The 24,148-nt window shown below is 43.6% G+C and carries 19 protein-coding genes; 14 read left to right on the forward strand and 5 right to left on the reverse strand.

Translation table 11 applies throughout. From position 1 onward, the window contains the following. Positions 1–4 precede the first annotated feature (4 nt). Positions 5–2,794 carry a heavy metal translocating P-type ATPase gene (locus ACTXGL_RS01940; protein WP_443524485.1) on the reverse strand — a complete coding sequence of 930 codons (2,790 nt, stop codon included), beginning with the start codon at positions 2,792–2,794 and terminating at the stop codon, positions 5–7. 593 nt (positions 2,795–3,387) lie between these two features. Between ACTXGL_RS01940 and mrcB the strand changes: the two genes are divergently transcribed. The 6 genes from mrcB (at position 3,388) to purH (ending at position 11,419) form a co-directional block, all read left to right on the forward strand. Next, positions 3,388–5,832 carry a penicillin-binding protein 1B gene (mrcB, locus tag ACTXGL_RS01945; RefSeq protein ID WP_443524487.1) on the forward strand — a complete coding sequence of 815 codons (2,445 nt, stop codon included), beginning with the start codon at positions 3,388–3,390 and terminating at the stop codon, positions 5,830–5,832. A gap of 46 nt (positions 5,833–5,878) precedes the next feature. Continuing rightward, positions 5,879–6,694 (forward strand): tetratricopeptide repeat protein, encoded by an 816-nt coding sequence (locus ACTXGL_RS01950; RefSeq protein ID WP_443524488.1) that lies wholly within the window; start codon positions 5,879–5,881, stop codon positions 6,692–6,694. A 187-nt stretch (positions 6,695–6,881) separates the two neighbouring features. Further along, the gene (gene prmA, locus ACTXGL_RS01955; protein ID WP_443524489.1) at positions 6,882–7,808 is read left to right on the forward strand and encodes a 50S ribosomal protein L11 methyltransferase; all 927 of its coding nucleotides are present in this window, start codon (positions 6,882–6,884) and stop codon (positions 7,806–7,808) included. A 162-nt stretch (positions 7,809–7,970) separates the two neighbouring features. After that, positions 7,971–9,146 (forward strand): DUF3426 domain-containing protein, encoded by a 1,176-nt coding sequence (locus tag ACTXGL_RS01960; protein WP_443524490.1) that lies wholly within the window; start codon positions 7,971–7,973, stop codon positions 9,144–9,146. A 180-nt stretch (positions 9,147–9,326) separates the two neighbouring features. Next, positions 9,327–9,689 carry a DNA-binding transcriptional regulator Fis gene (gene fis, locus ACTXGL_RS01965; protein ID WP_443524491.1) on the forward strand — a complete coding sequence of 121 codons (363 nt, stop codon included), beginning with the start codon at positions 9,327–9,329 and terminating at the stop codon, positions 9,687–9,689. A gap of 149 nt (positions 9,690–9,838) precedes the next feature. Further along, positions 9,839–11,419: a bifunctional phosphoribosylaminoimidazolecarboxamide formyltransferase/IMP cyclohydrolase gene (purH, locus tag ACTXGL_RS01970; RefSeq protein ID WP_443524493.1), complete on the forward strand. Its 1,581-nt coding sequence runs from the start codon at positions 9,839–9,841 to the stop codon at positions 11,417–11,419. Between the two features lie 159 nt (positions 11,420–11,578). Here the strand turns inward: purH and ACTXGL_RS01975 are convergent, their stop codons facing one another. Continuing rightward, on the reverse strand, positions 11,579–13,453 hold the full coding sequence (locus ACTXGL_RS01975; protein WP_443524495.1) for a SurA N-terminal domain-containing protein: 1,875 nt from the start codon (positions 13,451–13,453) through the stop codon (positions 11,579–11,581). 351 nt (positions 13,454–13,804) lie between these two features. Continuing rightward, positions 13,805–14,125, reverse strand: a complete 321-nt coding sequence (locus tag ACTXGL_RS01980; protein ID WP_443524836.1) for an HU family DNA-binding protein — start codon at positions 14,123–14,125, stop codon at positions 13,805–13,807. Positions 14,126–14,578: 453 nt separating this feature from the next. Between ACTXGL_RS01980 and ACTXGL_RS01985 the strand changes: the two genes are divergently transcribed. From ACTXGL_RS01985 to fdx, 8 genes are all read left to right on the forward strand, one after another. After that, positions 14,579–15,223 (forward strand): hypothetical protein, encoded by a 645-nt coding sequence (locus ACTXGL_RS01985; RefSeq protein WP_443524496.1) that lies wholly within the window; start codon positions 14,579–14,581, stop codon positions 15,221–15,223. 475 nt (positions 15,224–15,698) lie between these two features. Next, complete coding sequence (locus ACTXGL_RS01990) at positions 15,699–16,208, forward strand: Rrf2 family transcriptional regulator (RefSeq protein WP_443524498.1); 510 nt, start codon at positions 15,699–15,701, stop codon at positions 16,206–16,208. After that, the gene (locus ACTXGL_RS01995; RefSeq protein WP_443524500.1) at positions 16,205–17,431 is read left to right on the forward strand and encodes an IscS subfamily cysteine desulfurase; all 1,227 of its coding nucleotides are present in this window, start codon (positions 16,205–16,207) and stop codon (positions 17,429–17,431) included. Before ACTXGL_RS01990 ends, ACTXGL_RS01995 begins: the two co-directional genes overlap by 4 nt. Before the next feature lie 156 nt (positions 17,432–17,587). Then, entirely contained in the window at positions 17,588–17,998 is a 411-nt protein-coding gene (gene iscU / locus ACTXGL_RS02000; RefSeq protein WP_319050099.1) for a Fe-S cluster assembly scaffold IscU, read from the forward strand. A gap of 223 nt (positions 17,999–18,221) precedes the next feature. After that, complete coding sequence (iscA, locus tag ACTXGL_RS02005) at positions 18,222–18,542, forward strand: iron-sulfur cluster assembly protein IscA (RefSeq protein ID WP_021814983.1); 321 nt, start codon at positions 18,222–18,224, stop codon at positions 18,540–18,542. A gap of 64 nt (positions 18,543–18,606) precedes the next feature. After that, positions 18,607–19,188: a Fe-S protein assembly co-chaperone HscB gene (gene hscB / locus ACTXGL_RS02010; RefSeq protein ID WP_443524502.1), complete on the forward strand. Its 582-nt coding sequence runs from the start codon at positions 18,607–18,609 to the stop codon at positions 19,186–19,188. Between the two features lie 216 nt (positions 19,189–19,404). Continuing rightward, entirely contained in the window at positions 19,405–21,285 is a 1,881-nt protein-coding gene (gene hscA / locus ACTXGL_RS02015; protein ID WP_443524504.1) for a Fe-S protein assembly chaperone HscA, read from the forward strand. 83 nt (positions 21,286–21,368) lie between these two features. After that, positions 21,369–21,707: an ISC system 2Fe-2S type ferredoxin gene (fdx, locus tag ACTXGL_RS02020; protein ID WP_319050095.1), complete on the forward strand. Its 339-nt coding sequence runs from the start codon at positions 21,369–21,371 to the stop codon at positions 21,705–21,707. Positions 21,708–21,803: 96 nt separating this feature from the next. Here the strand turns inward: fdx and ACTXGL_RS02025 are convergent, their stop codons facing one another. Continuing rightward, positions 21,804–23,228, reverse strand: a complete 1,425-nt coding sequence (locus ACTXGL_RS02025) for an adenylate/guanylate cyclase domain-containing protein (RefSeq protein ID WP_443524506.1) — start codon at positions 23,226–23,228, stop codon at positions 21,804–21,806. 402 nt (positions 23,229–23,630) lie between these two features. Continuing rightward, a complete protein-coding gene (locus ACTXGL_RS02030; protein ID WP_057759208.1) occupies positions 23,631–24,062 on the reverse strand; it encodes an HIT domain-containing protein in 432 nt (143 codons plus the stop codon). Positions 24,063–24,148 lie beyond the last annotated feature (86 nt).

Here is a 24,148-nt window from a genome sequence, read left to right on the forward strand (position 1 = left end):
GTGACTAGGCACGTTTCAGACGCAGCGCATTTAACACGACAAATAATGAGCTAAGCGACATACCAATAGCAGCAAGCCATGGTGGTACATAACCTAAAGCCGCTGGTATCAGGACAATACTGTTGTAAGCGAGCGCCCAGCGAAAATTTTGCTTAATGATGCGCTCTGTTTTATCAGAAATACGTTTAGCAGCAGTGATGGCCTCTATTTGACCGTTTAGAATAATACTATCACTAGATACTTGTGCCAGATCTGCCGCACCAGCAATTGAGGTGGACACGTCTGCTGCTGCCAATACTGGCGCATCATTGATGCCATCACCAACCATCAATACGACCGCGCCTTTGGCTTGCAGCTGCTGAATATGATTGACCTTGTCCGTCGGAGATAGACCATTATAGGCAGCCTGCATTCCTAAGCTATCAGCCATCGTCAGCGCTTGCGGGCTTGGATCTCCTGTTAGCATCACAGACTCGATACCTAGCCCTTTTATAGTATTAAGCATCGTTTGAGCACTATCTCGCACTTTATCATTAAAATAAAAGCATGCCAGCGCCTGCCAGCCATTGGTATTTGCTTTTTGGCAAGACAAAACAACAGCTGAGCTTGCGCGATGAGTTAGTAAATCGATGGTCAAATCATTGTTTTTTTCAATACTATTTATATCACTGTTCAAAGCGAAACCTTCATGACCGATGCGATATCTCATACCATCAATCATTGCTTCCACACCGCCTGCCGGATAGTGCTGTACTGCCCGCGTCGTTGGTAGATGTAATTGATAAGCAGCAGTTAGCAGAGCGTGTGCAATCGGGTGACGACTGCCGACTTCTAAGGCAGCTGCAATTGCTAATAGCCTATCTTTTTGCGCTATTGACGACCCATCATCCGTTTCTGTCTGATCTATTGGTGCCACCAGTTCAATATGTAATAGATTTGGCTTACCGTAGGTCAGCGTTCCTGTTTTATCAAAAGCAATATGAGTGATTTCAGCCAGCGTCTGTAGCGTATGCCCACGAGTCGTCAAAAAACCATAGCTGGCTAAGCGATTGGTGGAAACAGTCAACGCTATTGGCGTCGCCAATGATAGCGCACAGGGACAAGTAGCGACCAATACAGCCACCGTTGCCCAAATAGCCTGACTTGGATCGACGATATACCAGCCAACAAATACTAAGACTGATAACACTAAAATACGGGCGACAAACCAACGTGCCAGCTTATCCGCTTGCTGTGCCAGTTTGGGCTTTTCACTCATCGCCCGGTTCATTAGTCTATCGATGAGACCTATCTGACTGTCTTGTGGTAGCGCTGTAACTAGCATCTCAAACGGTTGGCTATCGTTTTGTGCGCCGCCGACGATATAATCGCCTTGGGTCTTGATGATTAAGTCACCCTCGCCCGTCAGCAGGCTCTGTGACACGGTTGCCGTCGAGCTCAGCAAGATACCGTCACTAATAATCTCAGAACCTGCCTCAACCGAGATAATATCACCCACTTGCAAGCTGTGAGCCGTCACCATTTGCTTTGACGATACATCAGCTTCTAACGGTGAGATTGCATTTTTTTGATTACGAGAGTGCTGCCACTCTTGCGCAATATCTGATGTGAGCTGATGGACATCCGCATCTATCTTCTGCATAAAGTTAGGCATCACGTCAGTTGCAGAGACTGCCACCTCATGAGACTCATTTTCGATACTGTCATCTTGCTGAGCGCTATTGCCCCTAAGCTGCTGCAAGATACGCGCTGCCGCTGCTTTGTCTTCAGCCACTTTTTGGACCAATACAGGCTCGACCACGACCAAATCATTAGCCATAGTGGCAGCTTTTAGACGTGCATTGTGCTCGATATAACGCCCTGCTAATAAAAAGAATATAAACATACTGACTGAGTCGTAATACGTCTCCCCTTGTCCAGTGACGGTGGCATAGAGGCTGGCAAAAAAAGTAATAATCAGCGCCAGACTGACGGGCACATCCATATTTACTTGGCGTGCCCGAATCGCCGACCACGCTGAGGTAAAGAACGGGATACCTGCATAAAAGAAAACAGGCGTGCTCACAAATAACGATACCCAACGCAAAAAGTCGCGCTGGAATATCAACATATCGCTATATTCACCAAAATAGAGCGCAACAGCGTACATCATCGCCTGCATCGAACCCAATGCTGCAATACCGAGACGTAAGAGCATCTGGTTATTATGACGTGCCAGCATGGCTTCATGAGTATCTTGCCGGTAAGGCTTGGCTTCGTAGCCGATTTCATTAATGACCGCTAGAATGCGACTGATTGGCAGCACGTCTTCATTCCAGACGACGCGCATACGCTGATTGGTCAGATTTACCTGACACTTACTAATGCCTTGTAGCTCATCGAGACGCGACTCAATGAGCCACGTACAGGCAGCACAGCGCAAGTTATTAACAGACAATTCGGCAACTGACAGTCCATCTTGCGCATAGACGAACTGCGCCTTTATCTCATCATGATCGTATACCTCAAGGCGCGTCAGCTGGGTCGGCAAGCTTGCTGTACGATTGATCTCCGAACGGTCAAGATAGTATTGTTCAAGACCTGCCTCTACGATACTCTGCGCTGCTAGCTGACAACCCATACAGCACATCTCACGCGACTTGCCTAATATCTGGGCATGAAACGGTGGCTGCGGTACAGGATCGCCGCAATGGAAGCAGTGATCAGCCAATGGAAGCACTAACCCTTCAATAATAGAGTTATCTTCGTAGAAATGAGTTGTGGTAGATGCTACAGATGATGAGGTACTAGACATAGTCGGCGCTTACTTCCTTTGACAAGCTTACTCAAAACGTACTCACTAAAAGCAAGCTTGCTGTTATTGACTATTAATTAAATAAGAACAGTCATTTTTGACGATACTGACATTACTACTGGTTGAAACTGTTACTAATTGGAGTTGCTACTCGTTAAGATTACTATTGATTGCGACTGCTATTAATCGAGACTGCTATTAATTGATATTGATATTGCTACTGTTAGCACAAACTAAACAGCAGAAGGCTGATTGTAAAAACAAAACCCAAAGGCTGTTTCATACAAATTACATCGTTGCAGCAATAATAAATTGTTATCCTATATACGTTTATCAATGCTATACAAGTTGCTCATACCTCACTGCTCTTACCAGTGTTTCAGTTAAGATTATACTACAAGCAATCACCCTAGGCAGTAACATCAGCACTGCTCTGATACCAATGAATGCGCCCGTTGACGATGATAGATTGAAAAATTCATCAATTTGCGTCATTATGAGGCAGTTTTTTATCCAAAAATGGTGCGACGTCCGTGCAAAAATCCAATTTTAAGTTATTAAATACTAAGTCAGCTCCATCATCTAAGCCTGCTATGAGTACATTACCTTCACAGCAGCGCGGCTTGGTGTTTAGTAGCCTTCTATTAATTGTTATCATCGCAGGCATGGTGCTCTTGGCCCTGTACCTGATCAAACTTGATCGCACCATTACCCATAAGTTTGAAGGTAAGCGTTGGGATATTCCAGCCAAAGTATACTCGCAACCACTTGAGCTGTATCAAGGCGCCAACGTCGATAGAGATACGATGAAGACGTGGCTAGAATTGCTTAATTATCAGAGCAATAAAGCTTACGATCGCACTGGTACTTACCATAGATCAGGCAATACTTATTTTATCCATACACGCGGCTTTACTTATAGCTCCAGCGACAAAGATGCTGAGCAAGTCATCAAAATGACGATTGCTAATAATAAAGTGGACTCTATTCAAAGTACCGTACCTGCCAAAAGCGGCATCATACGTCTAGAGCCAGTGAATATCGGTGGCATATATCCTGATAGTAACGAAGATCGAATGGTGGTGTCGTTAGATGAAGTGCCTCAGCCATTGATTGACGCTTTGATTGCCACCGAAGATCGCGCATTTTATGAGCATAAAGGCGTCTCGATACGTGGTATCGCTCGTGCTGTTTACAATAACTTTTCTGGTGGCGCAAGACAGGGCGGCTCAACCATTACCCAGCAGCTTATCAAGAACTTTTACCTCAACTCAGATCGCACCATAAAGCGCAAAGCCAACGAAGCGTTAATGGCAGTATTGCTTGAACTGCATTACAGCAAAGATGAGATCCTACAAACATATTTGAATGAGATTTATTTGGGTCAAAACGGCAACCGCTCTATTAACGGTTTTGGATTGGCCGCACAGTTTTATTTTGACAAACCGCTCAATGAACTGCGCTTAGATCAGCAAGCCATGCTAGTCGGTATGGCAAAGGGACCAAGTATTTATAACCCTCGCCGCAACCCAAATGATTCGAAAGCACGCCGTGATGTGGTACTTAACAACATGCTCACAGTGGGCACACTGAGTCAAGAGGATTACGACAAAGCCTTAGAGCAGCCTCTTGGTATCGTGGACAAGCCTGCCGAAGGCAAAAGCCAGTTCCCTGACTTTTTGGATATCGTTAAACGCGAGCTTAATACTGTTTACTATTCAGACGATCTCAAAAACGAAGGTCTCATTATTATCAGCACCTTAGACCCTATCGCGCAATTAGCAGCAGATAAAGCAGTTGATAAGAAACTTGGTGAACTGCGCCGTAGCGGTAGCAAAACTAAAGACTTGCAAGGGGCGCTCGTCAGTGCCAACCCGGAGACTGGTGAACTGGTTTCTGTCGTCGGTAGTGGCAGTGAGTTCACAGGATTCAACCGTGCTGTTGATGCCAAACGCCAAGTTGGTTCTTTATTGAAGCCTATTATTTATATGACAGCGCTTGAGAGTGGTCGCTATAACTTGGCAAGCTCAGTGGATGACTCCCCTATCACAGTGAACCTAAGCGATGGTACCGACTGGAATCCCAAAAACTATGACAACCGTGATCATGGCTATGTACCTTTTACCACAGGATTATCGCAATCTTATAACCAATCTGCGGTACGTCTGGGTATGGAATTTGGGGTTGATACCTTTGCCAAACAACTACGCCGCATGGGAGTTGAAGAAGAGATACCACCGTACCCGTCAGCGCTGTTAGGTTCTGTCAATCTTAGCCCGATGGATATGCTGGGTATTTATCAGGTCTTTGCCACTGGTGGTTTCCGTACCCCTATTCATAGTATTCGTACGGTTATCGATGATCGTGGCCGCATTTTGCAGCGTACTGGATTGAATACTCAGCGTAGCATTCCACCTGAGACCAACTTTTTGACGAACTATGCGCTACAGCAGGTGGTTTCAAACGGTACCGCCAGACGTGCCCAGTCGCTTGGTAGCAATCTAAACCTTGCGGGTAAAACGGGAACGACGAATGATTACCGTGATGCTTGGTTTGCAGGCTACAGTGGCAACTATGTCAGTGTGGTTTGGGTTGGCCGTGATGACAATAAACCTATTGGCCTGAGCGGTGGTACTGGTGCGCTTCCTGTCTGGGTTGACTACATGAATCGTCTAAAACTCACCCCTGTAGCGTTACCAGAACCAGAAGGTATAGAATGGTTGTGGTTAGAGAACAACTCAGGCAAGCTGTCTAATGAGCGCTGTGCCAATGCGCGCTATTTACCAGTCATGTCCGCGTATCTACCAGAAGAAGCCAGTAGCTGTGCGCTGAGTTTGTACCAACAAGATCGTGCCCGTGAGCAAACGCAATTCCAGAACCAGCAAGGTGCCATCAATCAGCAGCGTCGCCGTGAAGGTTTAGAGATTCCAAATGGTGAAGCAGTTGAGAACACGGATTCAGAAAACAGCAATGAGCAAGACAATGGTAACGAAGAACGCGCTGATACTTGGTACGACCGTGCTGTTGAATGGTTCTAACGTTATTTTTGATATTTAGCTTTTAATATTTAAAAAAGGTCTCGACATGATCCCATCTTTACAGCAATTTGCCATTGTTAAAGAAGAAGTGACTCAGTGGCGCCAAAAGCTGATGTCAGCCAACACTTTGCTTGTAGGTGGTGCCTTAGCCGGCATGCTGAGTCTCAGCGCTTGTCAGACCGTACCCAGTACGTCGACGACTGCGACAAACACAGTACCGATACAGACAATCCCATCATCACAGCCGCCAGTTACAAGCACAGCAATCATCACCCAGGCGCCCATTGTTGACGTAGATGATGAAAATGAGTATCCAGTTGAGCCTTATATCCCACCTGAGCAGCTCGAGTCGCCAAACCCATTGACGCAAGAGGCGCCTGTATTTGAGCCCTCTACTCCAGTAACGACAGAGCCTGACCTAGGCGTTGCCGTACCCTCGCGTAATGACTATATAATCTCTGAGCCATCAGCACCCTCCCACAACGAGTTACTGGAGCAGGCACGAAAAAACTCGCAACAACGGGCGCAACAATCGACCAGCAGCAACAGTACATTGCCTGCATTTCGTAACTTGATGCAGGTCGGTATCAATCAGCTAAAAGCCGGCCAGCTGACCAACGCCGAAAACAGCTTTACTCGTGCACAGCGTTTGGCACCTAAATCATCCGCCGTATATTTCTATTTGGCCCAAGTCGCCCTAAAAAAGAACCAACCTCGCAAGGCAGAAGCAATGGCGCGGCGCGGTCTTAGTGTGTCACAAGATACCAATCGCAGACGGGCACTGTGGCAAATTATCTTACAATCAGGTCAAGCCCAAGGTAATTCACGCGTTATCAATGAAGCAAGGCGAGCTTTGCGCTGATAGGCAGGTAGCTAGTTAATAGACAGGTATCTAACTGTAGACAGGTATCTAACTGATAGGTATCTACTCAGAAACCTATAAAACTTCGCATTATTATTTGACAGATATTTGGCGTCCCACTTTCGACACCAAATATCTGTCTTTCATTCAAAATACACATTTATTATTTTAGCTTAAGGTTATCTTTATGGCATGGCAACAACTGCACTTACAATGTGAAAAATCAAACGTCGATTTGGCCGAAGCGCTTTTATTAGAGGCCGGCGCTCTATCAATTGCCCTAGATGATGCAGGTGATCAGCCTTTGTTTGAACCACTACCAGGCGAATCCCCACTGTGGGATGAGGTGATATTGACTGGTTTATTTGACGCGACCACTGATTCTGGTAGCCGTCAGGCTGTTGAGCAGCTCAGTCATGAAATCGCAGCACAAGTACAAGCGACCCGCATTTGGCTAACGGCCGTTGATGACAAAGACTGGGAGCGCGAATGGATGAGCAACTATCATCCTATTGAATGTGCCAATGACTTATGGATTGTGCCAGACTGGCTAACGCCGCCTAACCCTCAGGCGACAAATATCATCATGGATCCAGGATTAGCTTTTGGTACCGGTTACCATGCTACAACTCGTCTCTGCCTTGATTGGCTGACAGAGCAAGATTTGACAGATAAAGTGGTCATCGATTACGGTTGTGGCTCAGGTATTTTAGGTATCGCTGCTTTATTATTGGGTGCACGCCAAGTATATGCAGTTGATATCGACCCGCAAGCGGTGCTCGCGACCAACCAAAACGCGGTACGCAATCATGTGGGTGACCGTCTGCAAGCGTTTTTGCCAGAAGCGTTTACTGAACACTGTTCGCAAAACAATATCTTACCTGTAGAAGTCATCGTCGCAAATATCCTAGCAAAACCTTTAATTGGCTTGGCGCCTTACTTCTCAACCTTGATTGCACCAAAGGGCCGTATTGTTTTAGCAGGCTTGATTGAGTCACAAACTGAGCAAGTTATGGCCGCTTATCAGCCCTATTTTACCCTCGATCCTAAACATGCTTTTACCGCTCAAGAAGACCAACATTGGCAGCGTTTATCTGGTACATTTACTAGCTAGCAACATTTAATTACATCTGTTACGATAGAGGGCAGTCAAACGTTAGGTGTTTGACGCCACTCTGTCTTTGCTCATGATTGATATAATCTTAAGAGCACTGTAGGTAGCTGTTGGTGAGTGGCGATGCGGTATTGATAACCATACTTTTTTGGATTCGGCCCTATGACCACCCCTATAAAAACTCAGTGCCCTCATTGCCAAGCTTACTTTAATATTCAACAAACTCAGCTAAATAAAGTCAATGCTACCGTCAGCTGTGATCAGTGTCATCAAAGTTTTTTGGTCAACAAGAACCTCGTCGTAACTTCTGATACCTCAGCAATTCAAAATACCAAAGCAAAACGTCCTAATACTAAACCGTCACTCAATCAAAAACGTTCATCTGACACTCTCATTCATGATGATCTTATCTACGATGATATGGATATTGATGAGCCAGACGATAATCCTACAGAATATGCCTCTTTAGATAGTATGGATGCTTGGCTGACCCAAGTCAGCAACACACCTTCTACTACAGAAACATCAGCTACTGGGCAACACTCGCCCTCTGATATTAAACATAAAAATAACGATCCAATGGCAAAACCTGCTACGACACATGTGGTACCAGAGTCTTCCTCGATAGCACAAGAAGTCCTCAGTTCTGCAGCCGCCAATGACATTCACGCCAGTGTAGATGATACAACTGACAACTCATGGCTTGAGGCACTTCTTGACGAGCAAAGTAAACGCGACGAAAAGCCAATAAACGACACAGATTTATCACAGCTACTAATAGATATGGGTGTTCCTATTAGAGATGAAGAAATCTCTGCCGCAGAACGTGCAAAAATAGCACAGGCACATTTTGCGCCCACATCAGCAGCACTTTCGATCGCCTCTATACTTTGGATACTCGGGTGCTTGGTATTGGCGCTCTTACTTGCTGCACAATATGTTATGTTTAATTTAGAGACTTTAGTCAAGAATCCTACCAATGCCAAAAGGTTGCAAGCCGTATGCTCTGTTGCAGCGTGCAGCTTACCAAGTGCAGACTTGACTGCTTTTACTATCACTACTCCAAATCATAGAGCCAGCCAAATAAAGACAGCGGGTACATTTAGCGATATAAGTGCGACACTTAACAACCAAAGCACACAAGCTCAGCTCTATCCAAGTATAAAAGTCAGCGTTTATGGCGCCGATAGCCTTATCGGGGAGTTTATTGCAGCGCCCACCGATTACTTATTGGGTAAACAAAGCCAGCTACCCGCTAACGATAAAAAACGTCTGCTGTTTACTATACCCGTTGACGACAGACAGATCCGTGAAGTTACCATGACACCACTTTATTGATTTTTATTGGTATCAGCATAAATATTTTTCATAGGTGATATGCACCATACTTACTCTCGATGCGTATCGTTATAATCAAGATAGCCATTAATCTGTCAGCGTTAAAAGATATTAATTTGATATACTATTATTCTGACATCTTATGGTTTGACACTTTTTTCATTTCAAGGATATTATCTTATGGCACCTCATGCACAGCATAATGCCCACCATTTTGCTAAAAGCTCTGAGCATCCTGCCGACTATAATAAAGAAGACTATCACTCCTCTACTCATGATTTTTCGCGCTCTTTAGATAGTGCTGCGAGTAGCGTACAACAACCTCTGCATGTACATGTTGAGCGTGTGGTACGTCAATACTTTGCAATGCTAGGTGACGAGATGCCGACCGACCTATACGAACTGATCTTAAAACAGGTTGAGGAGCCTCTTTTATCTGTGGTTCTCGAAAAGACTCGTGGCAATCAAACCAAGTGTGCGCAAATATTGGGTCTGAATCGGGGTACTTTACGCAAAAAACTCAAAACCTACGACTTAATGTAGCACTGCTATATGAGCTTACTCATCGTCGCTAATTATCATGCATGGCAATTGAATATTCATAGCTTTATCTATCACGATAGAGTTTATGCTCATTGTCATCACCACCTTGCCAGACGTTTACGTCAGGCTTTTTTTATGGAAGATTTTTTATGAGTACAACCCCACTTGCCCTACTCTCGGTCTCTGATAAATCCAATATCGTTGAGTTTGCTAAAGGCCTTATCAAAGCAGGTTTTGGCTTACTCTCTACTGGCGGTACTTATCGCCTACTTACAGAAAACAATGTTGCTGTGACGGAAGTTTCAGACTACACCGGCTTTCCTGAAATGATGGATGGTCGTGTAAAGACACTGCACCCTAAAATCCATGGTGGTATTTTGGGTCGTCGTGGAACAGACGATGCGATTATGAGTGACCATGCCATCGAACGTATTGATTTGGTGGTCGTAAACTTATATCCATTTGCTGAGACGATTGCTCGCGCTGACGTGACTATGAACGACGCTATCGAAAACATCGATATTGGCGGCCCTACTATGGTACGTTCAGCGGCAAAGAATCACGCTCATGTCGGTATCGTAACTGACCCTGCCGACTATGATCGCGTAATTGATGCTTTAGATGGTACCACTGAGCTAACAGCTGCGCTACGCTACGATTTGGCAGTCAAAGCCTTTGAGCATACCGCACAGTATGACGGTATGATTGCCAATTTCTTAGGTAGCCGTGTCAATGAGACACAAGAGCCAGAAAACTTCTCACGTACATTCAATGTACAGCTAGAAAAAGCACAAGACCTACGCTATGGTGAGAACCCGCATCAAAACGCGGCATTTTATACTGAAAACCAACCCCTAAAAAGCCAGCAGGCCTCTATCGCTACAGCTAAGCAGTTGCAAGGTAAGGCGCTATCATATAACAATATTGCCGATACTGACGCTGCCCTTGAATGCGTAAAAGCCTTTAGTGCCCCTGCTTGCGTAATCGTCAAGCATGCCAACCCTTGCGGTGTTGCAGTTGATAATGATCAAGTAGCAGCTTATCGCACTGCTTTTAGCACTGACCCTGAGTCTTCTTTTGGCGGTATCATTGCATTCAACCGTCCATTAACTCTTGCTGCTGCAAAGGCCATCATTGACAATCAATTTGTAGAAGTCATCATTGCGCCTAGCATTGAAGACGGTGTGCTTGAAGCGACAGCGACTAAGAAGAACGTACGCGTATTGGTATGCGGCGAGCTACCAGCACCAGATCAACGTGATAGTCAGCTAGACTATAAGCGCGTCAATGGTGGTCTGCTGGTACAAGAGCAAGACCTTGGTTTGATTACCGCAAACGATCTAAAAATCGTGACTGATGTCCAGCCAACTGAAGCACAAGTGGCAGATCTGTTGTTCAGCTGGAACGTCGCAAAATATGTCAAATCTAATGCTATTGTTTATGCCAAAGGTCAACGTACTATCGGGGTTGGTGCAGGTCAAATGAGCCGCGTCAACTCAGCACGTATCGCTGCTATCAAAGCAGAACATGCTGGATTAGCTACTGAAGGTGCGGTCATGGCCTCAGATGCCTTCTTCCCTTTCCGTGACGGTATCGATAACGCTGCCGAAGTGGGTATCTCTGCTATCATTCAGCCAGGCGGCTCTATGCGTGACAACGAGACCATTGCTGCCGCCAACGAGCATGGTATTGCGATGGTATTTACAGGTATGCGTCATTTCCGTCATTAGGCTGTCATGTCGTTTTATAGACTGACATAAATAGCAGTTGAATATTATGACTGCTATTTATGATCAATCTGAATAAAAATGCTATCCAAAAAAAAGCCACTGTAACGTTACAGTGGCTTTTTTTCGGTCAATGCTTTTTTTTAGTAACAGGATAAACGCTTAGCGCCCTTGCGCATTAGCCATATTAGATTCATTGATCTCAACCTGATACATCAGACGCAGATAATCTAAGTAGTCTTGCAACTGATCTTGACCCAAATTGTCACGAATGATGCTAGCGGTCTGCGCTCGTTGCATATCAGACAGTGGTGACTGTTGCTCAGTTTGGATGCGATCACCCACCAACAGCGTTGCACCAAGCTCAGTCTCACTAGCAAGGGCTACCACTTTACCATCAGTAGCTTGCTTGCTAAAAGCCAAGCCGCGCTCTTTGTCTGTTAGCAGTGTCGTCTGACGGTTTATCTCACCCAATGCTCGTAAGCTTACAGACTGCTTAGAGATATCGCCTGATGTTTTGATACCAGCAGCTACCGCCTTGGCTTCTTTTAGTGCCAATGCTGTGGCTCTTTGCTGACGTAATATCTGAGTGATTCTTGGTGTAGCAGCACTCAGAGCAAGCGTCTTGGTAGGACGATAGTTGGTTGGTTGTACCCATACCGTACCATTACCGACTTCTATACCAGCTGTTACTGCTTGATCTTGAATCGTAAATTCATCAAAAGCCTGTTTGACTACTGCTGGTTGCGACAGGACTGAGCTGTTGTTTTGTTTGCGGTAATCTTTGATGTTTTTTAGCGTCACATTCTCTTGCTGTGCTATATCTTCGATACTAAAACCATCTGCTGCCAAATCATTAATCGACGTTACTTTGTCCGCATAAATCTCTTGACGCTTATATTCTTTCGCTTTTGCTGTTAGCTCTTCACGCATACTCTCAAGACTCGGTATTTTTTCACCATTGTCTTCGGTAACTGTAAATATCTGATAGCCAAAGCTGGTTTTGATAGGTGCGGTCACATCACCGACGCTCAATCCTTCTAAAGCGTTCTGAACCGTATCAGCATCACTACCAAATACAGAAGGGTTGAATCGACCGATATCACCGCCTGTTTCTCCTGAAGGGTCATCTGATTCTGTTTTGGCCACAGCAGCAAAAGACTCGCCTTTCGCTAAGCGCGCTTTGATTTTGTCTGCTCGTGTCTTAGCGTCATCACCCGTCAATAGAATTTGGCTCACTCGGCGCTCGTCAGTAGCAGCAATACTTTGCTTATACGCTTCATACTGCTGCTGTAATTCTTCTGAGGTTATCTCATCGACTTTGATGGTCTGCGGACTAAGCTGGATGTAAGCCAAATTGACCATCGCCGCACTTTTTAATGTGTCTTTGTTGGCATCATAGTACGTTTGGATGTCGGCTTTGCTGAGCTTGACCTGATCTGCGTAGTCTTGCCAGTTAAAACGGTGTATCCAGACATTGCGTGACTCTAGTTGCAAGTCAATTAGCTGACTAACCGCCTGCATGGGATATACCGCTGTCCCTACGATACTGGCATTCAACTGATCCAAACTTAGCTGATTACGAAACTCTGCAAACAACTGGTTTTTGGTCATACCACGTTGACGCAAGAAGTTTGAAAACTGGTCATTAGAAAAATTGCCATCCGCGTCTTTAAATATATCTTCTTCGCGCAGTAGACGATTGATCGTATCATCAGAGACTGTCATGCCAAGCTTGCCCGCCTGCTGCTCTAACAGGGTACGGTCAATCAGACCTTTTAGCACTTGTTCATGCAGTACGTCTTCATTTAATAAACTGGCATCATCAACTTGCTCGAGTATTTCGCTACGACGGTTATTGACGGCAGTCTGATACTCGGACAACCCTACGCTTGCCTCACCTACCTGAGCGACTTGATTGGGATCAACTCCACCGCCAAAATAGCTTTCGACACCCAATAAGGCAAGTGGCGATAGGCATAAAATCAATAAAATGCGACCCGGCCAGCTTTTTAAGAAATCGCGCAATTTATCCATAGTTATCTCTGCTTTATTAACCTATATTGATGAAAAACCATTGTAATACCGCTAGGAGCCAATAAATGCAACCTGCCAATATCAATGCTATCTAAGCCGGCAATGGCAAAAAAGAAGAACGTCTGCATGTTATAAAACAAAATAAGGCTGAATAGCAAACCTTACTTGAACAACGCATCTATCGCGCGCCCTATGATACGTGATTTTTCATCTATACTCAAAATATTCACATCGTATTATTCACGTTATATGATGCAAACTATAGCGACAAAAAAAGCACCTAAATATTAGGTGCTTTCTTGGTGCTTAGCTTATGACATCAGCCAAAGCACCCATTTGCTACAGGGCGTCTTAGTTCAAGCGCTCTTTTAGGTTTTTGCCAGCTTTGAAGCTTGGTACTTTGCTTGCTGGGATGCTTAGCTCTTCACCAGTTTTTGGGTTACGGCCCGTGCGCGCTTTGCGATCTTTTACGCTAAAAGTACCGAAACCAACTAGAGAGATGCTATCGCCAGCTTCTAAAGCTTCGCCAACACTTTCCATTACAGCATTCAAAGCATCACCAGCTTGAGTCTTATTTAGACCACTTTTGTCCGCGATGCTATCAATTAATTCTGACTTATTCATAAAATTTCCTTCAAGTTTATGGGGGTAATAAACGCTCACGCCAAGCATTGTAACGCTCTCATGGTACTTACGCAATAAAAACTACCTGACTGGCGTATTAACAGGTTTCACTTTGTTATCGTCTTTATATCAAGGCAGCATAAGGAGCGCAAGCGATTTTACATATTTTTGTGCGATATACTACGTATTTGACACCCAATGTTACGCAAAACATCTGCAACCTGTATTCAGGCAGGTTACTTTATCCTATCTAACCACCCTGCATATTTATTTATGCTTTGAAACGATTGTCAGACGGTGTCTGTGCACTGCCAGTCATAAATAGTAGTGTCTTTATTGACTGCTAAATTGTACTGTAATAATTTTGCCACTGACAGAAACTAGCGTTACTTTTTATTATAAAGGCGTTACTATAAACGAAATATCACTGCAAATTCTGTATACAGATAAACTTAAGTTCACTGATGTTCAATTTGCTAAATAAAAAAATGGATTACTTGCATGAAGCGTTCTACGTTGTCTCACTCTCTTCTTAATATTATTCTGGTGTTCATAGAGTCAGCGCTAACACTATTGTTGCGTTTAGATCCTGAACTGCGTAAAGCCGCTTATCCACTTGCTAAGCAAGGTACCGTTGTGGCACTACGTTTGTACCTACCTCATGTAGAAGTGTTTGCTACTTTTAGCACCAAAGGTGTGTTATTGGATGCTCAGCTACCTGTTGGACGTAGCGAGCCTGATGTTGTCATCAACGCTTATAGTATTCAGGTCATCAATGCCATCACGACTCATGACAGAGAAACAACCGAAAAATTACAAATGCGCGGTGAATCTCTACAAGTGCAACTGGTCAAGCAGTTCATTATACAGCTTGGTCTTGGCAGCCTGATTCAGGGTTTGATCAGAAAAATAAAAGGCGGTAAAGGCAAAACCAAACCGACCGATGCTGAAATGGCAGAGAAAAAAGATAATTACAAGCAGCGCATCAAAGAACAACAAACTCAAATTAATACATTGACCATCAAAAACCGCGAGCTTGAGACCACGGTAAAAGAGCTACAAAGTAAGCAAAAAACCTTAGTGGTTGTGACCGTCGTAGCGCTTGTCATTATGATCGGCTCAGTCATTGCTCTACTTGTGAACTAGCGCTAATCAAGAGCACTCTCAACACTTATATACTTAGTACTAGCTATACATAAGGATTTAATACTCGAAGTAGTATTAAATCCTTATGTATAGCACCCTCCTCTCTACTCCACACCTTTATCGCTAGCTACCTTATCACTACCCATCATTTAACAAGCTTTTTATAATCTGTATATATAATCAACTCTACTACTGGTTTATAAGTACATGTCACACGTCATTGTTTTTATCAATCATAGCGATAAGCTCTATTAACCGTTCGACCACACTTTAATCTTGACTAAATTACTCAGGATTAAGTATAATTGACCTAATCGTTGCACACATCGGGCTAACCATCTGTTGTCTAATAACGATAGAACACAACTTAGTTGGGCGAGATTGCAAAATTCTATATCGCTATAGTATTACCTTTCTATATACCCCTCTAAGATCGTTGTTAAATAAAAATGACATACAAGTTTGGAGATGACACATGCGTTTAACTACTCGAGGCAGATATGCTGTTACTGCTTTATTAGATTTAGCACTACAAACCAGTCAACAAGACAGTGCCGTTTCTTTATCTGATATCGCTAAACGACAATCGATTTCTATCTCCTACCTCGAACAGTTGTTTTCCAAACTTCGCAAGCGTGGTCTTGTGACCAGTATCCGCGGTGCTGCAGGTGGCTACCACCTAGCTAAACCATTAGATGAGATAGATGTGATGAGTATCATATCTGCGGTCGATGAGTCGGTAAATGCCATGCAGTGTGAAGGACGCGGTGACTGTCAAGGTGGTACAATGTGCCTGACCCATGACCTATGGTGTGCACTATCAAATCATATTGAGCAGTACTTGAAAAATATAACATTAGCGCAATTATTAGATATGGAAAACGTGCAGTCAGTATCAGAGCGTCAGCACACCTCTACAAAAGATATTTCCATAAAAGATATTAATACTATTACTTTATCGAACAGCGAGGCAAACCCAGCATGAGCCAACATAACAACCTTATATACTTAGATTATGCCGCCACCACACCAGTTGCTAGACCAGTAGCTGCTAAGATGAGCGAATATCTGACAGTAGATGGCATCTTTGGTAATCCAGCTTCTCGCTCACATGGCTATGGCTGGCAAGCAGAAGAAGCTGTTGAGACTGCCCGCGGACAAGTTGCTGAAGTTATCAACGCCGATCCACGCGAAATTGTCTTTACTTCTGGTGCGACTGAGTCTGACAACCTAGCTATCAAAGGCGCAGCTCACTTCTATCAGTCTCGTGGTAAACATATCATCACTAGCAAAATTGAGCATAAAGCCGTGTTAGACACGTGCCGTGAGCTTGAGCAAGAAGGTTTTGAGATTACTTATCTTGAGCCGCAGCCAAGCACTGGCCTTATCTTAGCAGAGCAAGTAAAAGAAGCGTTACGTGACGATACTATCTTAGTATCACTTATGATGGTGAACAACGAGCTTGGTACCATTACTGATGTGACTGCAATAGGTGAAATCACTCGTGAAGCCGGCGTAGTATTCCACGTCGATGGCGCACAATCTGTTGGTAAAGTAAAAATCGATCTTGAAGAAATGAAAATTGATTTGATGAGCTTCTCAGGTCATAAAGCGTATGGTCCTAAAGGTATCGGCGCATTATTTGTTCGTCGTAAGCCACGCATTCGCTTAAAAGCAGAGCAACATGGTGGTGGTCATGAGCGTGGTATGCGTTCAGGTACACTGCCGACGCATCAGATCGTTGGTCTTGGTGCCGCATTTGCTCTAGCTAACGAAAGCTTTGAGACAGATCATGCTCATGCAGCAAAATTACGTCAAAGGCTGTGGGATGGTCTTCAAGATATCGAAGAGATCTATCTAAACGGCGATCTTGAAAATAGCGTACCTAATATCGTTAATATTAGCTTTAACTTTGTTGAAGGTGAGTCGCTAATGATGTCGCTAAAAGATTTAGCTGTATCGTCAGGATCAGCCTGTACATCAGCAACGCTTGAGCCATCATATGTATTGCGCGCTATCGGTCGCCCGGATGAATTGGCACATAGCTCAATCCGCTTCAGCTTTGGTCGTTATACGACTGACGAAGACGTCGATACCGTTATTAAGCAAATGCATGAAGCTGTTGACAAACTGCGTGCCTTATCACCACTTTGGGATATGTACCAAGAAGGTGTTGACCTGAACTCAGTTGAGTGGGCTGAGCATTAATTTTTAGTATAGCTTTTTAGTATTAAGTAACCACATATATTTTATTAAACGATTGATTAGACAATTAAGTTAAGCGTTTGACCCCAATTATCGATGAGTAGTCGGACATTCAAAGTTAACAAACGACTATTCATCATCTAACCAGGAGAAAACCCCATGGCCTATAGTGACCAAGTTATTGATCATTACGAAAACCCACGCAACGTTGGTAATCTTGATAAAAATGCCAAAAACGTTGGTACCGGCATGGTCGGTGCCCCAGCTTGTGGCGATGTAATGCGCCTACAAATCCAAGTTGATGATAATGGCATTATCGAAGACGCACGCTTCAAAACTTATGGCTGCGGTTCAGCAATTGCTTCAAGCTCGCTTGTTACTGAGTGGCTAAAAGGCAAGAGCTTGGATCAAGCTGGCGAAATCAAAAACAATGATATCGCTCAAGAGTTAGCGTTACCACCAGTAAAGGTCCATTGCTCTGTACTTGCAGAAGACGCTATTAAAGCAGCTATCAGCGACTATAAAGGTAAGCACGGTACAGCAGTAACGGCAGAAGAAGCTGCTATCTAAGCTCAACCTATTAGCGTCTGCGTTATGATTTACTAGCAATGCTAAAGTGGCAATATCTAAATAGCTACTGACGCTAAAGAGGTGACAATGACATTATGTAATTGTCACCTTTTGTTTTCTGGTAGTCGCTAGTCTATTATTTTGGCAAACTTCTAATTTTAGTTGCCAATTTATACAAATTTTTATTAATACTTATGATTATTAATAGTCAATGGGAGTTGGCATGATTGAAATGACAGAACGCGCCGCTCAGCATGTTCGAGACTTTTTGGACAATCGCGGTAAAGGTGAAGGCATTCGCGTTGGCATCCGTACAGCGGGTTGCTCGGGTTTGGCTTATGTCTTGGAGTTTGTAGATACTCCTGATGAGAATGACACGCGCTATGAGAGCCGCGGTGTGAGCATTTTTATTGACCCCAAAAGCCTAGTGTATTTGGACGGTTTGTTAATGGATTACGAAAAAGAAGGCTTAAATGAAGGCTTCAAATTCACCAACCCTAATCAGAAAGGCGAATGTGGCTGCGGTGAATCTTTTACTGTCTGATAATTCGATGAGCTACTAGCCAAATAAAGACTTTAAAAAACAAATAAAAAGTAAGGCGTATGATATGACAGACTCTATTCTAGACACGCAATTTGGGAACTTCTTTGCCCTATTTGAGCAACCTGTACAATTTGAAGTCAACCAAGACAGTCTGGATCAACATCTACGTCTATTACAAAAGCGCTATCATCCTGATAATGTTGCAAAGAATTTAGCAAATACTAAGCAAGCTCAGCAGCAATCAGAGCAAGCCTCCGCTATCATCAACCAAGCATACCAAACGCTCAGCGCACCTGATAGCCGTGCTGGTTATCTATTGGATATGGCAGATCAAGCTCAAAATGTAGAGCACTCAATTGCAGATTTGGATTTTTTAGAAGATGCGATGGAAATGCGAATGGATCTAGATGACGCTATTACAGGTAAAAACCTTGCAACCTTGCAGCAGTTACATCCTCAAATTACAGCACGCCTAAACAATCAGTCTGAACGCTTTAATGCTGCTTATACAGAGCAAGACTGGGGTACAGCCATTGATGCGACACAAAAACTGAAATTCTTAGTGAAGTTAAATGCTGATGTGACGACTGGTCTCGATGATGTCGCCAGTACAGCGCATTCAGATGATGACGATCTCTATGTTTAGATGTCCGTAGGTTGTGTATTTTTTGACAATTAGATTTTAGTTTTGGCGTTAGATTCTGTATAGATGGTTAAATTAATATCAACTATGCCGTATAATCTCTAACCCTAAGTATGCATGACTGCCAAGATTTTCTGTCCTTAATGTGAGAACGTAGCTGTTATATCTACACTATACTTGCTCCATTTTACTTATTCATTTTATCCCTGAGTTATTCTTATGTCTTTAATGCAAATTGCCGAACCCAATCAAAGCGCCCAACCTCACCAGCATCGTTTTGGTCTAGGGATTGATCTTGGCACCACGCGCTCACTGGTCGCCGTAGTACGTTCAGGCAAGGCGCAAGTCTTAGAAGCAGGCAAAGCGTCAGATACGTTGTTGCCTTCTGTAGTCTATTATCCAGCGACCGGTAATCCATTAGTTGGTTATGATGCCCTAGCGCATTTAGCAGATGATCCAAAAAATACGATCGTCTCGGCTAAACGCTTTATGGGTCGTAGCCAAGCTGATATCAAATTCTCTCACCCTTATGAGTTGTCTGGTAGTACAGATGCTATGCCAGCATTTGTCACCGCTCAAGGTGAAGTGTCACCTGTCGAAGTATCAGCTCGTATCTTAGCAGCGCTTGAGCAACGTGCGGCAAGCGCATTACCTGCGGATAGCATTGAAGGGGCTGTCATTACGGTTCCTGCTTATTTCGACGAAGCGCAGCGCCAAGCGACTAAAGATGCTGCGCAAGCGGCTGGTATCAATGTGCTACGGTTGTTAAATGAACCAACTGCGGCTGCAGTCGCTTACGGTCTCGATCAACAAAATCAAAATGATAACGAAGAAAACTATTACCTAATCTATGATTTGGGCGGTGGTACTTTCGATGTGTCTATTCTAAAGTTAAATGATGGCGTTTTTGAAGTATTGGCAACGGGTGGTAATAGTGCGCTAGGCGGAGATGATATTGATCGTCTTATTACCAATTGGATCATCAAGCAATTGGGTATTGATCCAAAAGAAGTAAGCCTTCATGACAAGTCAATACTTGCACAGCAAGCCAAAGCTTATAAGCAAGCATTAACTGAAGCGGAACAGGTTGATATTGACGTTACTGTCAATGGGCAGTCTTATAAAGGTGTATTAAACCGTGAAGACCTGTTAGCTATTGTAGAGCCTGTTAGTCGTCGCACCTTGAGCGTATGTGAACAAGTACTGCGCGATGCTAAGCTAAATGCTGCAGATTTAGACGAAGTGATTTTAGTTGGCGGTTCAACCCGTATGCCCGCCATACAAGCAGTCGTCACTGAATTTTTTACCAAGCAGCCGCTTTCTCGTCTCAATCCAGATGAGGTTGTTGCTTTAGGCGCGGCCCAAACTGCTCACCAGCTGGTCAATGGCGACAGTGATAGCAATCTGTTGTTGTTAGATGTGACGCCATTATCATTAGGTCTTGAGACCATGGGCGGCCTCGTTGAAGTACTGATTCCGCGTAATACGCCCATCCCTGTCAAAAAACGCCAAGTGTTTACTACTTATCAAGATGGTCAAACTGGCATGGTTATCCATGTGGTGCAAGGTGAGCGCGAAACCGTCGAAAATTGTCGCTCGCTTGGACGTTTTGAGTTATATGGTATTCCGCCTATGAAAGCTGGGTTTGCTCGTATCGAAGTCACCTTTAGTATCGATGCCAATGGTCAGCTTACTGTCAGTGCTCAGGAAACGACGACCAAAACAGAAAGTAAGATCGAAATTGTGCCGTCTTATGGTTTGTCTGATGAGCAAAAAGAACAATTGCTTGTTGCTGGGTTTAAGCATGCAGAAGAAGATAAAAATGCGCGTTCTTTAATTGAGACCAAGGTAGAAGCTGAACGTGAAGTATTGGCTTTAGAGTCTGCACTGAACGAGTTTGCAGCGCTACTCTCTTCTGATGAGCAGCAGTCTTTAGCAGAGCAAATACAAGCGCTGAAGACCGCACTTGGCACTAGTGATTTAACACTTATAGAAGCGCAGCAGGCGCAGCTCAAGCCACATAGCGATGCTTTTGCTGCTCGCATTATGAATCAAAGCGTCAAAGCTAGCATGGCAGGTACTAGTGCTAAAGACTGGTAAGCGACACGCTTAAAATGATAGCTTAGTCATTATACTAAGCTAATTTCTTATTTTTAGATTGATTAGCATTGGACACATAATTTATGCCAAAAGTTACTGTACTACCCCATCACGAAATTTGCCCAGAAGGTGCAGAAGTTGAGCTAGAGTCTGGCGAAAACCTATGCAAAGCGCTATTAGGAAAAGGCATCAAAATTGAGCATGCTTGTGAGATGTCAAAAGCGTGCACGACGTGTCACGTTGTCGTACGCAAAGGCTTTAATAGTCTAGATGAGATGGATGATGTGGAAGCGGATCTATTGGATCGCGCATGGGGTTTAGAACCTGACTCACGTCTATCATGTCAGGTCATGCTTGATGATGAGGATTTGACCATCGAAGTACCCAAATATACGCTGAACCATGCAAAAGAAAACCATTAATAAATAATAAGTTTTATTTTGTTCTCAAAAAAAGCCAGCTATGATTAAATAGCTGGCTTTTTTCATCAATAATATGCCACGATATTACTGCTCATATCATGACTTTTTCTGAGTGCTATGGCGTTTACTTTCTTCAGCTATGCTAGTGGCCAGTTTTTCTTCCTCTTGCTCGATACGCTCAAGCGCAAAATTCAAGCGTGTTCTAATGTCCTGATAATCATTGTCTTTCATATCTTTAAAGTTCAAATGCAAGTTAAAACCTGGCAAGGTATGATCTACCCATTTAGACAAGTGACCTTTATTAGCATCAGGGTCAAACACCTGCCACGCATCTATTTTATTATCAAAACCCTTTAGTCGAAACGCGCCAGCATGCTGACACTCATAGTTGTGACAAATATAATCATAGGTGCTTTCGCTGACCAGTATCTCATCTTTGCCAGCATGTGCTTCAAGCCTTGATGCTAGGTTAGCTTCTTTACCGATGAGCGTATAGCTGAGGCGATTGTTGCTCCCGAAATTACCAACGTGGCAATAGCCCGTAGTAATACCGATACGTATATATAAACCCTCAAACCCCATAAGCCGCCACTTCTGACGTAAGGTGCGCATCTCTCGGCGCATATCTATCGCCATCGCCACACAGTCTAGTGCATCTTGGCGTGAACCACGGCTATCAGGCTCCCCAAAAAAACAGACCATACCATCGCCAATAAACTTGTCCAGTACAGCCCCATGCTTTTCAGCAATCAACGTCATGCAATGCATATAGGTATTCAAAATATCAGCCAAATTATCCGCACTTAAACTATCAGACAGCTCCGTAAAGCCTACAATGTCTGAGAACATAATGGTTAATTTAGCACGCTTGTTGGATACACTAACTGGACTATCTGTTCTGACAATGGGTTCCCAGATTTGCGGTGGTACAAAACGAGTCAGCTTATTGATAACTGATACCATCGTACTCAAACGCTCGCCTGCCTGCTGAGCACATGATTTGTAGGCAACATACTCTCCATACATACGCCGAAACTGGCATAGAATCACAGCCATACTTGCCAATAGTACTGTAGGTGGTAACCAGCTGTCATTACAGTCTATTCCACTGGGTCTTAGAATGGCGCTGACATAATAGAAAATGACAGCAGTCACTAAGGCTACGGTAAACAATCTTAGGCGATTCTGAGGCTTATTTAGAATAATTCTAACAGCAATCAAAGACGCCAAGCTGAGCGATATAATAATGCAAAACTGTGTCACGCCAATAACGACTGCCAGCAAAACAATGACAATATTGGACGTCCAAAAGTTGGTCTGGCGTCGATAGTTATAGATGAGAATCATCAGACTAGGCAGTGCAATAATAACGAGCAATGCCATTGAGGTAGGACGGAAGTCGTAGTATACAGCGAGTAACATGACCGTGAGTATTAAAACAAAAACTTCTGGGTAGTCAAATCGGCAGATGCCTTTACCCTCTAATAAAGTTTTTGGTTTCAATGTCTCTTTAAAAGGCATATTGAGTGTTCACTTAAATAAGACGGACTATCGAAGAGACAAGACATATAAGAATAACATGTATAGGCACTTTGTCTTTATGATAAATAATCATAAGATATATCTAATAATATATTATACTTTTTAAGTAGTACGAAACCTAGGTCATCGGTAACTAAAAAAACACCATTTATCATCTAATTGCACTACTGACTCGTAAGGTTTTATGGCTGTAAACACCCAATAGTATTAAAAAAGAAGCCAGATACAATCAGGTATCTGGCTTCTTTTCATTTCTGCATTATTTATTACTTCATAACTGTCGTTGTTACGCTGACACGTCGAATCTTTTTTATTACCGATTTCTTTTGTTAGCGGCACTATTAATAAATAGTATCAACTAACAATAGTGTCGATCACTTACTACATTTGCCAATCGAACGGCATTTGATGATGACCGCGTAGTGCCATCATCAATGTCTGCTGCATTTGTGCCAACACTTCTTTGGTATAAGGGACTGCTGGTACACCCCATACTGGATTTGGCCATTGCATGTCGTTTTGATAACGGACAATATGGTGAAAATGAAGTTGGGGTACTTGGTTGCCAAGGGCAGCGACATTCATCTTGTCCGCTTGAAACGTTTTAGCTAACTGGCTCGATAACCAGCTTGACTCACGTAAAAACTGAGTCTGATCTGCTTCAGACAGCTCATACAGCTCTTTTATACCTGATACGCGCGGCACTAATATCAGCCATGGAAATTGACAGTCATTAATTAAACGACAAGTGGATAATGGAAAATCCCCTACTAAAAAACTATCAGCAGCAAGTTTATGATGAAGTTGGAACATAATGACGGTTCTCTTGTTGTTTAATGCAAATAAAAGTAGGTACAAAATATAAAAGGTGAAATACAGTTTGGCTATTTTATCAGTTA

The organism is Psychrobacter sp. T6-6 (assembly GCF_052258185.1).
Taxonomy (GTDB): domain Bacteria; phylum Pseudomonadota; class Gammaproteobacteria; order Pseudomonadales; family Moraxellaceae; genus Psychrobacter.